This window comes from Spiroplasma turonicum (assembly GCF_001262715.1).
In the GTDB taxonomy this organism is placed as follows: Bacteria; Bacillota_I; Bacilli_A; order Mycoplasmatales; family Mycoplasmataceae; genus Spiroplasma_A; species Spiroplasma_A turonicum.
The window spans coordinates 772,201-788,445 of sequence record NZ_CP012328.1; the positions used below are offsets into that span (position 1 = coordinate 772,201).

The following is a 16,245-nucleotide window of genomic DNA, read 5'->3' on the forward strand; positions in this document are numbered from 1 at the left end:
TAAAGGGAATAAAAAAATAGAGTACTAGTTCCACTAGTGCTCTATTTGCTACTTATATAATAACATAAAGTTACATTTCAAAATCAATATTATTCTTTTTTAGAACATTAACTATTTTTTGCATTTCTTCATCACGTTTTTGCATTTCTCTTTCATTATTTTCCTTAAGTTCCTTAATTTCTTGATCACGTTTTTGCATTTCTCTTTCATTATTTTCCTTAAGTTCCTTAATTTCTTGATCACGTTTTTGCATTTCTTGATCAAATTTTTCTTGTCATTCATTATTTAAGGCTTCAATTTGTTTCGCACATTTAGTCATATTAATTTTATACTCCTTTATAGCTTTATTTATAGACTCATTATATTGGTTTTTTTGACTAAAATTAAGTTCGTCTATATTAATTTTATTAAAAAATTCAATTGGTTTATTACTTTGATTTGATAAAACTATTATAGGATTATTATTTTCATCATTTGATAATTCTAAAATTATTTTTAAGTTATTTGATTCCATCATTAATATCCTCCAATTCAGCAAGAGCTTCATATATTAATTTAAAATACTCATTTACCACTTCTTTTGATAAAGTACCATTATTTGAACATTCTATAAAATAATTTCTGTCTTCTTCGTTGCCTAAATTAATTGTTTTTTCACCTATTTTTAAATAAATATTTATTTTAAAATCGCCTTTTATTAATTCTTCTTTTTCCATCTAATTCCTCTTTTCATTTATTTCCCCGGGGAAAATCACAAATAAAAAACTAGCAGAAGCTAGTATGTGTATTAAATGAAAATAAAAAAAATAGAGTACTAGTTCCACTAGTGCTCTATTTGCTACTTATATAATAACATAATTATTCAATTTTAAAATTTTCATTTTCAAAATCATATAATTTATTTATCTCTTTTATTCTTATTTCTATTTCTTTATTTTTATAGTTATTTTCAATTTCATAAATGATCATATTTTCATTTTTCATTTTATCACCTGTTAATATTATATAACAATTTCCTTATCTATATAAAAATTATTTGGAACTTGTAAAAAACACTTGCAGAAAACTTTTGGTAAATTTGCATTTTTGAAATATATAATAAAGTTTTTATTTATTTTTTTAGCTAATGCCACGTCTCTTGTAAATAAGTATTTAACTTTATATTCGTATGCCACAAATATAATATGTGGATCACCTTTTAGCCTTTTTGTATAAACCTGATCTTTTCTTACTTTTCAATTATTTACAATAAAACTCTCGATTTTATTATTTAAGTTATCATTGTTGATATCAATAACCAAATTAATTGAATCACTACTATAAGTTTTATATTTTAATAAATTAATAAAATTAATTTTTGATGCATCATTATACAACTCATTATCAAAACCAGTCATTTCATTAAACATCTTTTTACCTGCTATAATTAAGTTGAAATTTTTACCTTTATTAATTAACTTTAATAAACTTTCTTTTGTAATTTCAGATATACATTTTCTCTTATTTTTTAAATCGAATATATCTAGAATTATATTCAGATCTATTATTATATTTTCCATAATTATATTTCTAAATTATTTATACTTTCATCTATAAAAAATTTAAAAAAGTTTTCCATATTACCATTAAATTTACCAGAAGAATTAATTGAAATTGTATTTACAATCACTTCATTTACTTTATTTTCTAAATAAAATATTGAAACTCCTACATCTTCTTTATGTTCTTTTTCATTTAATTTTTTTTTAATTAAGAATCTTAAACGATCTAATATATGCAAAGAATGTGTTTCTATAAATAGTTGATCTCTCAATAAGTATTTTTTTAAATTATTTTTAAATAAGTAATTTGCAAAAATTTCACCAAGCTCAGCCTGAGCTTTTGGGTGAAGATGTACTTCAGGTTGTTCTATAAATATTTTATCATTATGAGCATTATACAATTCATATAAAATAGGTATAATTTGAGACACCCCTGTACCCGATATAGAGATTTTCAAACCTTTTTTCAAAATATTTTCATACTGTAAAGATATTAGTTCAGAAATTAATCTACTACTTTCATGTTCAAGTTTAATTTCCTTAAGCATACCTGTTTTACTAAAAAAACTATTAATCTCATTTAAAATATTTTTTTTCTTTCTTAACTGTAGCAAAAATAATAGGTCTTTATTGTTTTGCAATTCCTTTAATGAATAATAATCTTTAAATATAGGTCTTAAAGGGGCAAGATATTTAGTATGAATATTTCTTGGAAAACTTCTCTGAGTATGTAATCTTTCTACTAAATCTCCAACTTTTTCATCCTTTTTATTTATATTTAAACTATATAAATTTATTAATATATCAAAACTTAAAGAAAGATTTGAAAAATTTAGAAAAAATAAGGTAATGTCTTCATAATTTTTTCTAATAGTTTTATCATTATGATCATGTTTATAATTAACTTCTTTATCAAATAAAATAATATGGTCTTCACTATTTAGTATTTTAGTTAATGATGCAATATCATTATAAATGTTTTTATTACTTAAAAAGTTTGGTTTTATAAATTCTTTAATTTTTATGTATTTAATTTTTAAACTGTCTTCATAGTAAATGTAGTCTATTTCAAATAATACAATATTTTCATGATCTAATGACACTGTTGCAAATTTAGTAATTAAAGGATATATATATTTATCTATATTTTTTAACTCAATATACTCAAAAAAATTTTTTTCCTTTCCTTTATCAATAGGTCTTGTAAAGTAATAAAGAAATTCTACCGGTTTACTTATATCGTATTGTAAATCTTCTAAAGAATAATCAGATAAATAAGTATCTTTAAAATTTAAATACTTATTTTTGTATAAAGAATCTAATAATTTTAGTAAAGAGCTTTTACCTGTATTGTTTTCCCCTATAAAAAAATTTTCCACACCAAAATCAAGAGTAACACTTTTAAAACATCTATAATTTTTAATCTCAATTCTTTTCAAATTTATCATTCCTATCTTTGTCTTTTAATATAATTTTCTTTAATTCTAATGCATTTTGTAATTTTAAAGTCTCAATTCTATAAAATTTATACCTTAAAATTACCATATGAATATAATAAACATTATTTTTTATATAATTTTGCAATTTTTGTTAATGTTCTGAATTATTTTCTATACCTTTTTTAAACTATTAAATTATTTGCCTAATAATATAAGATGTTTTATTCTATTGTTCAATTTAAGTTTTTAGCGTCTTTATACAATTGTGTGTAATCCTTATTGCCTTTTTTTCAATTACATTCATAATGAACTGCACATAAATTTTTCGAAATATCATTACTTTCATTAACGTCAATATGATCTATGTTTCAACCATTATGTTGATTTAAATCACTATTTCACTTGGTGCCATGATTCATCTCAGTTTTACATATATAACACAATCTAAATTGATTCTTATTTTTATTATTTATTATAATTGCATTTTCTCATGCAACAATTTCTTTACTCATTCTTTTACCCCTATTTTTCCCTGTCTATATCTTTTTCTCCAAGTTTTGCTTTTAATTCTAATATCTCTTTCTGCAGTTTTAATATCTCAATTTCTTTATCAAGATTATTATTATTTTGATTTACCATTTGAGTTTTAATAGCTTTTTGTTTATCAAATTCTTCTTCCCTTTCAATTGTTTCGATTAATTTTTCTAAATCTTCAATTGATTTTTTTTGTTTTCAAATTCCTCTTAAATGTTTTTTATCAATTTCATCTTTTGAATCTTCATCTTTAGCAACTTCATATTCTTCAATAAAATCATATAAATAATGATTAATAACTTTATCTAAATAAATACTATTATATTATACAAATTCCTTAGGAAAACTATCAAGCAAAGAAGCTCCTCCACCCAACATTTCGTCTGGAAATATCGATTCTAACATATTATTTATATAATCCACTTTTTTGTTTCATATTTTACTACATTGTTGATTAAAATTTCTTCTAGTTTCTCTATCTTCTGCACTTGGAACTCCTAATAACCAACCTGCTGCTCTAAATATACCCATCTTTTTATCTCCTTTATTTCTTTCTATTATTATAATAAAAAAATGTGATTTTAAACACATTTTCCTTATTTATTCATTTTTTTATTATGTTTTCCTAATCTTTTTTCGTTTTTAATTCGTTTTTTTCTTAGTCTTTCCATTTGTGCTTCTTGGAATTTTAAGTTTTCTTTTGCACTTTCAGCAAACATACTTCCTTTTTGTTTTGCTTTTATAACTTGTTTTTTAGAATTTTTAATTGTATTTTTTAAATCTTTATAATTATCACTATATTTTTTACTATTTCTTTTTAATGTTTCTCCATAAGTCTCATTTGAAGCATCTCTTTTTTGTTTAAATACTCCTGCTGTATTTCCAACAATTGCTGCACCAACTCCTGCTGCTGCACCTCCAAGTGCTGCTCCTAAATTACTTCAACCTTGTCCACTAAACATACTTTTTACATTATGTGCCCCACTCATTGTTGCTCTTGCCATTTTTCCAAAAAACCCTGGTATTCCACTAGCTCTTTGTTTTTGCATCATATCTTGACCTTTTTTTAAATTATCTAATCCACTTTTTGCGGCACTTAATCCTTCTTTACCTTTTTTACCCTTTAATAAACCTAATACAGCACTTCCACCAGCTGCTCACCCTAATGCTTTAGCACCTGTTTTAAAAATATTACCACCATGCATTGCACTTAAAATACTATTTCTACCTTCTTCATGACTTATACCTTCTCCACCTGTAAATGAAGCAACCAACTGTGGTGCTACAAGTGAGAAAGTACATGTACCTAATATTACTACAACATATACAAAACTTCTTTCTATAAAACTAAAATCTTTAAAAGTAGTCCCTTGACTTATATTAGTTATAAATAATGTTAAAAAATTTATCATTATCATATAACTTAATATGTTACCAATACTAATAAGACTTTTAGCCATTGTCATATCTTTTCATTGTTTTAGTCTTGCTCCATGATCATTGACCATTCATGCTGCAACCAATGGACCAATTATAAATAATAAAAATAACTCTATTAATTTTTGCACAACTCCCATACACAGCATAATTAATAATAAAGTAAAAATCATACACCAAGAATTTCAACTATCATATTATAGTCTTTGATATTATCTGGTGAACCATAATCATTTGGAACAACTACATTGCTTCCATCTCAATTTTTATCACCAAGTTTATATAAAATATCAGCTAAATTTCTACTATTTGTACCAAAACTTAATTGAAAAGATTTATTTAAAAACTCAATTAAAAATAATATACCATAGAAACCAATTGGTATAAAAAACACAAATACTATAGCTAATCCTGTAGATTTTAAAGACTTAGCAATTCTTTCTTTTAATTGTAAATCTTCGTTAAATGTATATGTAAAATATTGAATTGTAAATATTAAAACTGATAAAAACAAACCTAGAATACAAAACGCTCAAAAACTAGTTGGAATATTTTTAATGTCAAAGTCTTTTTTTCCATTAAAAATAATGTCATATACTATTCCTGTTGTTAAATATACAAAAACTTTGTGAACTGCAGAAATTAATGATAAGGGACCTTGAATAAAAATTAATCAAATGATATTCAAAATTCCCGTCATAATTAAATCCGGTATTCAATCAAACATTTCTTATCCTCCTTTTTATTATTATGAAAAAAATATAGCTGCAAAAACACCAGCAGTTGATCCAGCAATGAAAACCAATCCTGCACCTATTAAAGCTCATATTATATCTTTTAATGCAGCACTTCTTTCTTCAATTTCTCTATTTGCTGATGCTTTACTCATTCTTAAGCCAATTTTATTAATATAAAAGTTAAATAAATTGTAGCTATAGTACAAATTGCAGTAACAAATGCTAAACCATATCCAGTTATATAATCAACTAAAGGTTTAAAATCTTTTGGCTGATTATCATCTGAATTTTAAAATAATCTATAATTCATAAAATTATCAACTTTATTATAATTTTTCAACATCTCTATAACTCTTTTCATTTATTTTCCATTAGGAAAACACAAATAAAATACTAGCTATAGCTAGTATTTGAATTTAATAAAAAAAAGGAGTACTAGTGCTTTATTTGTTGCTTATAAATTAACATAATTATTAACATAGTTTTATTTTTTACAAATAATTTTAATAAATAATTAAGATATATTATTAATAAAATATTTCAAAAATATAACTAATTAAATAAAGATTCGATATCAACAAAAAATTCCTTACCTTCGATTCAAAATACACCAAATTTAAAACTAGTTTCATTTTTTATATCATTTTGATTATCTTTTGCTTTAATTATTAAATTATATAATCCTTCTGCATTCCCACTAGAGTTTTTGTTAACAGCTGAACCTTTCTTAATCTCTACATTTTTAATGTTCATTGGATTTAAATCTTTATTTAAACTTATAAAATATTGCAAAATGCTATTACTTACTTTGTTCTTATCAGATAGTTCATTTGATTTTAAATCTGTTATATTTGAACCAACAGTTTTTATTTGGTTTTCCTTGTCTGATAAATCTAAAGGGCTGGCTCTAAAAAATACATCTACTAATTTTCCTTTAACTAATTTAGATCCTGATTTTGAAGATAAGTTAAATTTTCTATTTATTTTTTGACCTTGAATTGTGTGAAAGTTATTTAGAATTAAGTCATTTTTATATTTTTTATATTCATTATTTACATAACCATTTAATTTAAAAAGTTCTGAAATCAAAAGTTCTTTGTCTTTATCATTTAAATCTTGATCTTTTGTTTTTTCTTCAAAACCTTGTACGTAATCCATTATTATTTCAAATTTAGATATATCAAATAAATCAACAACTGTTACTTTAAAATATCTATTTGTTGCATTTTTGTATTTCAAAGTAATATTAGTTGACCCAATTTCTAAAGGTTTTATAGTCAAGACACTTTTATTATCATCATAAGTTACTTCCGCTATATTTGATGATTTATTATTGATATCTAATTTTTCTCCTTCGATTTTATTTTTTATCTGTACTGTTTTATTGATTGGATCATCTTTAATTGATAACTCTATATCACTAACTTCATCAATTATTGGGGTATTTATTTCATTAACATTTACTTTTAGAAATTCTGATTCTATAGCATTATCTGCATAAAACTCTAAATTACTGAATCCCTCGCTTAAAGCTTCAACTATAATAATTGATGATTCAATTGTGACTTTTAAGAAATCAGGACTTTGTTTTAATTTTAAATTATTAATTTTACTATTATAAGATATAGTTTCTTTTGGTCTGACTCCATCAATTATATCTAATGTTAATTCTTTCTTATCTAAATTTATTTTTTCTTTTGATTCATCATTATAGACAATTACTATAATGCTTTCTTTTAATGCATTAGTAGCACTAAAAGTTATTGTAGTTTCTCCAATATCTAATCCATTTAAAATCACTTTAAAGTTATTTGTATTTATTGAAGCATTTACAATACCCAGCTTAGAGTAAGATACAATTTGAAGTTCATCTACCTGCTTGTTATAATTTATTTCTAAACTAGTATTTACAGTAACTCTTATTGGAGATATATCTTTATCAAATATATTTACTGGTTCTTTAACATTTATCTTTATCTGTTCTTCTAAATTAAACTCAACTGTTTTAAATTTTAAATTATAATTACCAATTAAAGTTTCTTCTTTAACTTCAATATTAATTAAATTATTTGTTGTATCAAATGTAACAATAAACTCGTCTTCATAATTTTTATCAACAACTTCTAGATCTTTTATTTGTTCATCATATGAGATTGATTTAACATAATCTATTTTTTTTATAAAATCAATTTCATTATTATCAAATATTTTCTCTATTTCATTATTAGGATTATTACCATTATTTGTATTACCATTAGAATTATTATTAAGTAAAAATAAATATAATCCAACCCCTATTAAAGATGATACTAATAAGATAATTATTAGTAAAAATATAACTCAGTAAAGTTTTTTAGAACTTTTTTTCTTTTTGATATTATCATTGATTATATTATTTTCACTTTTTAACTTTTCAAATTGTTTATTTTTTAAATTTTTTATTTTTATAGAATTTAAAACTTCTGGTTGGATTTGTTTTATTAACTCTTCTTTTTTTACTTCTTCATCAAATTTTTCTTCGATTACTTCATTAGATTCATAATTTTGGATGTTATTGTAACCATAAGTGTCATGATAATTATAATTATGTAATAAGTTAGGATATATTCATAAATTACTAAGCTCTACAAACATTAATTCATTATATAAAAAATTATAATTAGGGTTATATTTAATTGTATTTATATATACAGGTACTTTTATAAGTACAATACTTGTTTTTAAAATATAATTATTAGATATATATAGTTCTGCAATGTATGCAAAAGCATCTCTTACAAAGTTAAATCCAAGTAAAATTTTATTATCTCTAACATTTACAACATAATAAAAGTTGTTATTTACAATGATACAAAACAAATGTCTATCTCCTACTTAAATAAATAAATTTAATTTTTTAATATTAATAAAACAATAATTCTGCTATAAAAAATAAAAATAAAACAATTATCCAAGTATTAAAGTATTTTTAAATACATTATTATTATAATATGCATCTGTGAAAAGATTATTTTTTATTAATAATTTACAAATATATAACAAAAAAATAAATGATATATAACAATATTTTTTTATATTATCTTAACTTTTAAATATATTTTATAGATATATTTTTTTGATGTACTTTGATATTCTAAATTGATTTATATTAATTAAATAACTCTACTGATCTTAAAAAAAATACTTTTGTACCTGTCCACTTAGATTTATTTTGTTGATTGATTATTTATTTAATAAATTAAATTTAACTATTCTAATAAAAAGTATTATTAAAAAAACTTATTAAATTTAAAAAATAACTTAGATGTTAATTATGTTGCTTATATAAAAAATTATATTTTTCAAGAAGAAGCTACTTATAATTTAAATAAAAATTATAAATAAATATTTAATTTAATAATATTTGTATTTCACTTTTATATTAGACGTGAAAATATTAACAATAAACTAATAGTGCAACAGAAACAAAAAATTGTGTACAACAAGAAATTCTAACATTAAGAAAAAATAAAATTAACTTTACTTAATTTAAAAAATAAGGTTAAATAACTATTTAATGAAAAGTTATAAATTTAATTAATAAGTTAAATACACTTAAAAAGATAATGACTTTATAATACTCATTGATATTTAAAAAGAACTAAAAATAAATCTTTGTTAATATAATTATGGAATGAAAAATCATAATAATAAAAAAAATCTATATAATGACATAAAAAGAGAGATTATATAATAACGAGTCAAAAACAAGAGAAAAGAACAAGAAAAAACATTTTCTAACAAAATAAGTTATTAAACACAACAATCAAAGTAAGAACTATATAATACATATAACATTTTTTATAATAATTTTTTTATAATGTGTAATTATAGCCATTTAAAAGCATAAATCGAATTTATTTTAATATAGTTATTTTTATTTAATTTAATAAAAAAATATCTCTTTCTTATAAAAGTATTTAATATCAATTACTTAATATTAATACTTCATTTAAAAAATTTAGGTTTTATACTTTAAATAATTTAATAAAAAGTAAACATAAGTCATAGAATACTAAGGTTAAATGTATTTATTGATCTAGTTAAGCAAATTTATAGTTAAGAACAATACAGCCTAATAGAAATTGATGTTTATGATAATGGTGTATTAGCTAAAGGTATTAATTAATATTTATCTGCATCTATTAGTAATAATACTAAAAAATAGAGTCTTGATGCTTATTAAAAAAAGATATTTAATTAGTTGTAGACACATTAAACAAATCTAATATAACTAATTTTATACCAAATTTAAATTATGAATAATAATATATAAACTCTTAGGTAAAAGACAAAATAAAATAACGAAAAGTATAAATTAACGATTAGAATAGATAACTCATTATTTAATATAAAAATAAAATATTTGTTTGGTTGTTTAAAAGGAGAAAATTTAAATTACATTAATACTATATAATGAAGTTTAATGAAAACTATAAACACATAAATTTTTTCATTAATTGGTATAATAATACAAAAATTTATAAATTTAAAAAGAGCAAAATGGAAGTAATTAAAAAAAATAAAATTTAATTTCTAATTTTAGTAGTCAAAAATTTTTTTAAAACTTTTTCACTTGTCTATATCTCCATCTATTTTTTGATTAATTTAGAAAAAAAAGATCTTCTTTAAAAAAATATTTTATACTCCTATCTTTTAATTATAAATTTTTAAATATTAATATTTTTTTTTGCTTCTTTATATTATTTAGATTATTTTTTAAATCTTTTAGCACATAATTAATACCCTTAGAAGTTAGATAATTGAATTTTATTTTTAAATAATTAATAATAAATACTTTTAATTATTGTTATACCAGAGTAAAAATACTTTTAAATTTAATTTTTACGTTTTTTATCTTTTTTATATTAACATTTTTTCTAATAAATTACGTTTTATTGCTATTATTTTGTAGCAATTTATTTTATCAAATAAAAACAACCTTTATATTTAATATATTAGTAATAAAAGTATTACCAATATAATTTCTATAAGGTTGTATAATCTAAATAACTAATTTGTTTTTATTAATGCTTTACTTTAATATGTATCTGTTTATTTTTTTAATAATCTATATATTTAAAAAATAAGTACTATGATCATAATAGTTTTAAGAACTTACAGTTAAAGGCACATAAATATCTTTGATTCAATTTTCAACATTAACTAAATTAGTTGAAAAAATTTCCTTTTCAATTATAGTACCTTTTGTGGAATTATCATTTAAATATTGTATTGCTCTTTGCCTGTGTTCTTCTAAATATCCAGAAGAAGTCATAAATGGTAATATATGTATATTATCTAAATTATAGTAATTTAAAAAACTCCCAATTATCATTGGTGCTAAATGTCATCAAATCGGGAAACCTAAAAATATATATTTATAATTTTTTATAAAGTCTGGTGTTTCTTTTAGTTCAGGTCTTAAGTTATTTATTGCTTCATTCTTAGCTTCTAAAGATAGTTCATTATAATTTTTTGGATAATCTTTTTTTCTTTTTAATTCAAATTTATCCAAATTTAATTTACTTGATATATAGTTAGCTATACTTTTCGTATTATTTGATCATGAGAAATAAATAACTATAGTATCTTTTCTTGTATTATCTGTTAAATTATATTCTTGTTCACTTTTATTGCTACAACTTATTGTATTTATTAAAAATATATTACTACTAAATATTACGCTAAATAATTTTAATAATTTTTTCATAAAAAACTCCTTTTTATAATTAATAGAAATATTTATCTACTAATTATAAAAAAAATTATATTGCATTAGACTAAGTCTAATGCAATAATTTTTAATCATTATTTAAAATTTTTTTAAATATATCAACTTTTTTTACTAAATATTTAATTTGTAACTCTATATCCATTTTTAAATCTTTTGCAATTTTAAGTTGATTTTTTATAATTTCATATCGTTCTTTCATTGTTGAATCACCTTTATTAACTAGTTCTAAATATAAAGTTATTTCTTTTAAACTTAAATTTGTTTTTTTTAAACATATTATTAATTCAATTTTTTTTAAATCATTTTCATCTAAGTATCTATAACCATTTTGATCCCTTTTAAAACAGTTTAATACCATTTTTTTATCATAATATCTTAAAGTATGTTCTGAAATATTATAAATCTTACATATATCATTAATATAATATTTTTTACTCATTTTTTCACCTAATTCAAATATACCATATTTTTTTTTTTTTCTTAAATAACTTGACTTAGAGTAACTCTAATCTAATAATATAAATAATATAAATATAAATTGGAGGTAGATTATGAAAAAAATTAGATTAAATGATGGTAATGAAATGCCAATTATTTCATTTGGTACTTATCAAATGACAAATTTATTAGAATGTGAAGAAGCGGTTTTAAATGCACTAGATGCAGGTTATAGAGCAATTGACACTGCACAAAGTTATTATAATGAAGAAGCTGTTGGTAATGCATTATCCAAAACTAATATTGGACGTGAAAATATATTTATAACTACAAAAATTTGAGTTAGTAATTATAATTATAATAAAACGATTGATTCTTTCATGGTTTCATTAAAAAAATTACAAGTATCGTATGTAGATTTAATTCTTATTCATCAACCATTTGGTTATTATAGAGAATCCTTGGAAGCTTTAAAATTTTTAAGAAGTAAAGGTTATATAAAGTCAATTGGTATTTCAAATTTTTATGATGATAAATTAGCAGACCTTTGTTTATTTAACGATGATAATTTTGCCCCAGCAGTAAATCAAATTGAAATAAACCCGTTTTTTCAAAGAAGTAATAATATTAATAACAACTTAAAATTTAATGTTGTACCTCAAGCATGAGCTCCATTTGCTGAAGGAAGAAATGATATATTTAATAATCAAATATTAACTACTATTGCTAAAAAACATAATAAGTCAGTTGCACAAGTAATACTTAGATGATTAATTGAGAGAAATATACCTTTTGTAACAAAAAGTATAAATAAAAATAGAATACTTGAAAATATTTCAATCTTTGATTTTAAGTTAGACGCATCTGATTTAAGTGAAATATGTAATCTTGATTTAAATGAATCACAATTTTTTAAACATAATGAAATATCAGGGGTTGAATTAATGTACAACTTAGTAAAGAAGAGAGATAATAATAAATAATAGATTGTTTTGATATTTATATATAAAGTTAAAAATAAAATTATATTATAATTTATATTTAAGGATTTTTTTATATACTAAATTTATAAACAAAATAAATATCTTGAATAAAAATTGTATTTTATATTACAAAAAACAATATAATAATAAATAAATTTAATATTAATCCTATACAAGTTTGAAAAGTTACTTTGTTGTATTCTAAATTAGGTGACCCATTATTATAATTTTATTGATTATAAGAAAAGGCACTTTGTTCTATTTCAATTATTACTATAACTACAATTAAGTTAAGATTAATTTAAATGGTTTATTTTAATATAAAAAGCTTTTCTTTATGTTACGCTGAGATGAATATAACTTTTAACATTACTTTTTCTAAAAAATTTTAAAGATTAATTTTTTTTATCTTTTATAATAAACAAACTAAAATTTAACATATTGGTGATAATTATGTAAATAATATAATAAATAGAAAGACTGTTTTTATAAGACAAAAATAATAGATAAAAAATAATAAAATTAATAGCTGTTAAAATTTTTTTAAATGTTGATAAATTAAAGGTAATAATAGAAAAATTAAATTTAAAAAGTGGTGTTATTCAGACATATCATTGAGTGAAAAGAAATAGAAAATACAATAAATAACCAAAAAATGAAAAGTTAAAAGATAAATTAAAAATAAAAATTTTTTAAAAGTGCATGCCTTCTTGCATTAATTTATCGAAAAATAAAAGGATATAAACACATGTAAGAAGATTTGAAAAATGATCCTATAATAGTATTTTCCATCACTTCAAATAAACTTATTTTAAAATTTAACTTGTATCACTTTTTGTAAAATAATTAAATTATGCTGTATGAAAAAAATATGATATTTAATTAAAAGGTGGGAAAAATAAGTCACAGAGAAAGTATAATAAATATAAAATTAATTTATTTAATAATTTCGTTGAGTTTATTTTTCTTTATTCTTGAATTGCAAACAATCATTCAATTAATATTAATTAAAAAAATAATAAAAGAAATAAGAAATATTGATCTTGTAAAACTACCTTAAATTATGAGATTCATAAAAAAAATATAATGCTCTTAGTGTCAATGTTGTACAAGAGATGGTCTTATAAAGATTTAAAAAAAACATTAATATAAATAAAAACTATATGGATATTCATTATTTAGAAACCTTGTTAAAGATGTAACTAATACAAGAGTTTTAATAGAGTTAATACATAACCGATATATAAATATAATATTGCTTATAATCATGATTTCATTAAAAATTAAAGGTTATAAGTAAAAAATAAGAATATCACTAAATTTGTAAATAATTAAAAAATTTATATACTCTTTATTTATTAATCTTTTAATTTGGAACATAATAGATTATTATTTAAATAATATATTTACAATAAATATAAATAAAGATTATTTTAATAAATAATAATATGAATATTTATAAATTAAATTATAATAATTACAACCTTAAATTTTTTAAAATAAAAGAATTTAAAAGTACTAAAAATGAAGATAAAAACATTAATGCCATACCAATCATTGGAGTTAAAACTGAAAATATTGCTAAAGGTATTACAATGCTATTATAGATGAAGGCCCAAAATAAATTTGTAATAATAATTTTTTTAGTAAACTTAGCTAATTTAAATGATTCATAAATCAATCAAATATTTGGATTTAATAAACTTACATCTGATTCTAAGTTTAAAAAAGAGCTATTAGTAATTATAGATATAGATAAATCTGCCTTTTGAATTGCTAATATATCATTCATACCATCACCAACATATAAAACTTTTTTATTCTGTTTTTGAATATTATTTATAACATCTAATTTTTCTTCAATTGTTTTCTCGTAATAAACTTTATCTACTTTTAATTCCAATCCTAATTTTTCTGAAACTTTTTTATTATCACCAGTAATTATAAAAACTTCAAGACCAAGGCTTTTAAACTTTTGAATTGATTCTTCAACATTTTCTCTTAACTTATCTTTAAACTCGATTAAACAAACTATTACATCATTTTCAATTAAAAATGTTGTTGTATTTTCTAATTTATTTATATCAAAATTAATTACTTTATCAAAAGATTCACTATATTTAGAAATTGGCAAAAGTTTATAGTTTTTATTATTTAATATAAATTCAAACCTATTAACTTTTTTAAAGTTATTTTCCTTATTAAATATTAAATTTTTATCTCTTATATAATTAAGTATTCCATCAGCTAAAGGATGAGTTAAATTAGATTCAATTATTCACAATATTTCAAGAAATGACTCATCTCCAATAAAATTAACTACTTTAACTTCACCTTTTGTTAAGGTACCTGTTTTATCAAAAGCTATTACATTAATTTTAATTAATTTTTCAAATGCGTCAGGCTTATTAAATATAATATTTTTCTTAGCAGCTTTCAAAGAGCCTATCATAATAGCTAATGGTATTGCAATACCTAATGAACATGGACAAGCAGTTACTAATATTGTAATTGCAATTTTTATTGCAATATAAATATTTCCATAATTTAAAACAAGATATGATAAAACAAACCCACATATTGCTAAAAGTATTATTAATGGTGTGAATCATATAATAATTTTATCAATTATAGTTTGTAATTTAGTTTTTTCTGATTGAACTAGTGCAACTTTATTAATTATCTTAGTTAAGAACGAGTTTTTAATAGTTGTAGTTGATTTCATTATTAAATCAATATCTTTATTTATCATACCTGCAAATAAAGTATCATGCTTAAAAAATGTTTTATTATTATTTTCACCATCAATTATTTGGGTATTTATTTTTCTATTTTCACTTACTAAAAAACCATCAATTGGAATGACTTGATCTTTTAATACCTTAACTAATTCATTTTCTTTAACTAAACTTAGTTTTTTTAATTTTTCTGTATTATTTACAACTGTAATTACTTCATTCGGAATTAAAGAAATTAAACTTTTTAAATCTTTTGAAACTAATTTTCTAAGTTTATTGTTAATTATATCACCCGTTTTTACAAATAAAACTACAAAAATGTTTACCTCAATTAGTTCTGGAAAGTTATTTATCGCCAATTGATAAGATGAATAAATAAATGCAGTTTGAGTTGATATAAATATTAATAGATTCATACCTATTTTTCTTCAAACAAATAATTCATAGTAGGTTTTTTTAATAAAATTAAAACCATATATATATGTAGAAAATATTGCAATTGAGAATAAAAAATATTTATTATAAAAAATAGTTGAAAATATGTTTTTAGTATAATAATGACTAACTATCATTGCACATATTATTAACAAACCAAATAATCATAGAATTATTAAGGTTATTA

The 16,245-nt window shown here is 20.6% G+C and carries 15 protein-coding genes; 1 reads left to right on the forward strand and 14 read right to left on the reverse strand.

From position 1 onward, the window contains the following. Positions 1 to 70: 70 nt before the first annotated feature. The 13 genes from STURON_RS03415 to STURON_RS03465 form a co-directional block, all read right to left on the reverse strand. Positions 71 to 517, reverse strand: a complete 447-nt coding sequence (locus tag STURON_RS03415; RefSeq protein ID WP_075048483.1) for an OmpH family outer membrane protein — start codon at positions 515 to 517, stop codon at positions 71 to 73. Next, positions 501 to 716, reverse strand: coding sequence for a hypothetical protein (locus STURON_RS03420; RefSeq protein WP_075048484.1), 216 nt, complete (start codon positions 714 to 716; stop codon positions 501 to 503). The genes STURON_RS03415 and STURON_RS03420 overlap by 17 nt, the downstream gene beginning before the upstream one ends. A gap of 142 nt (positions 717 to 858) precedes the next feature. Next, on the reverse strand, positions 859 to 984 hold the full coding sequence (locus tag STURON_RS05955) for a hypothetical protein (protein WP_257719729.1): 126 nt from the start codon (positions 982 to 984) through the stop codon (positions 859 to 861). Positions 985 to 1,001: 17 nt separating this feature from the next. Then, positions 1,002 to 1,559 carry a hypothetical protein gene (locus STURON_RS03425; RefSeq protein ID WP_075048485.1) on the reverse strand — a complete coding sequence of 186 codons (558 nt, stop codon included), beginning with the start codon at positions 1,557 to 1,559 and terminating at the stop codon, positions 1,002 to 1,004. A gap of 2 nt (positions 1,560 to 1,561) precedes the next feature. After that, the gene (locus tag STURON_RS03430; protein ID WP_075048486.1) at positions 1,562 to 2,980 is read right to left on the reverse strand and encodes an AAA family ATPase; all 1,419 of its coding nucleotides are present in this window, start codon (positions 2,978 to 2,980) and stop codon (positions 1,562 to 1,564) included. Positions 2,981 to 3,201: 221 nt separating this feature from the next. After that, complete coding sequence (locus STURON_RS03435) at positions 3,202 to 3,492, reverse strand: hypothetical protein (protein WP_075048487.1); 291 nt, start codon at positions 3,490 to 3,492, stop codon at positions 3,202 to 3,204. 346 nt (positions 3,493 to 3,838) lie between these two features. Further along, entirely contained in the window at positions 3,839 to 4,045 is a 207-nt protein-coding gene (locus STURON_RS03440; protein WP_144416190.1) for a hypothetical protein, read from the reverse strand. Positions 4,046 to 4,110: 65 nt separating this feature from the next. Continuing rightward, positions 4,111 to 5,124, reverse strand: coding sequence for an Mbov_0396 family ICE element transmembrane protein (locus STURON_RS03445; protein WP_075048489.1), 1,014 nt, complete (start codon positions 5,122 to 5,124; stop codon positions 4,111 to 4,113). Further along, positions 5,103 to 5,678 carry an Mbov_0396 family ICE element transmembrane protein gene (locus tag STURON_RS03450; RefSeq protein WP_075048490.1) on the reverse strand — a complete coding sequence of 192 codons (576 nt, stop codon included), beginning with the start codon at positions 5,676 to 5,678 and terminating at the stop codon, positions 5,103 to 5,105. The genes STURON_RS03445 and STURON_RS03450 overlap by 22 nt, the downstream gene beginning before the upstream one ends. Before the next feature lie 21 nt (positions 5,679 to 5,699). Further along, positions 5,700 to 5,840: a hypothetical protein gene (locus STURON_RS05795; RefSeq protein WP_156412829.1), complete on the reverse strand. Its 141-nt coding sequence runs from the start codon at positions 5,838 to 5,840 to the stop codon at positions 5,700 to 5,702. Between the two features lie 400 nt (positions 5,841 to 6,240). Further along, on the reverse strand, positions 6,241 to 8,547 hold the full coding sequence (locus tag STURON_RS03455) for a hypothetical protein (RefSeq protein WP_075048491.1): 2,307 nt from the start codon (positions 8,545 to 8,547) through the stop codon (positions 6,241 to 6,243). Positions 8,548 to 10,837: 2,290 nt separating this feature from the next. After that, positions 10,838 to 11,440 carry a flavodoxin gene (locus STURON_RS03460; RefSeq protein ID WP_075048492.1) on the reverse strand — a complete coding sequence of 201 codons (603 nt, stop codon included), beginning with the start codon at positions 11,438 to 11,440 and terminating at the stop codon, positions 10,838 to 10,840. 91 nt (positions 11,441 to 11,531) lie between these two features. Next, complete coding sequence (locus STURON_RS03465; RefSeq protein ID WP_075048493.1) at positions 11,532 to 11,903, reverse strand: MerR family transcriptional regulator; 372 nt, start codon at positions 11,901 to 11,903, stop codon at positions 11,532 to 11,534. A gap of 112 nt (positions 11,904 to 12,015) precedes the next feature. On the opposite strand from STURON_RS03465, the gene STURON_RS03470 reads away from it, so the two are divergent. After that, entirely contained in the window at positions 12,016 to 12,885 is an 870-nt protein-coding gene (locus tag STURON_RS03470; protein WP_075048494.1) for an aldo/keto reductase, read from the forward strand. A 1,477-nt stretch (positions 12,886 to 14,362) separates the two neighbouring features. Here the strand turns inward: STURON_RS03470 and STURON_RS03475 are convergent. Continuing rightward, on the reverse strand, positions 14,363 to 16,195 hold the full coding sequence (locus STURON_RS03475) for a heavy metal translocating P-type ATPase (RefSeq protein WP_158500516.1): 1,833 nt from the start codon (positions 16,193 to 16,195) through the stop codon (positions 14,363 to 14,365). Positions 16,196 to 16,245: the final 50 nt, after the last annotated feature.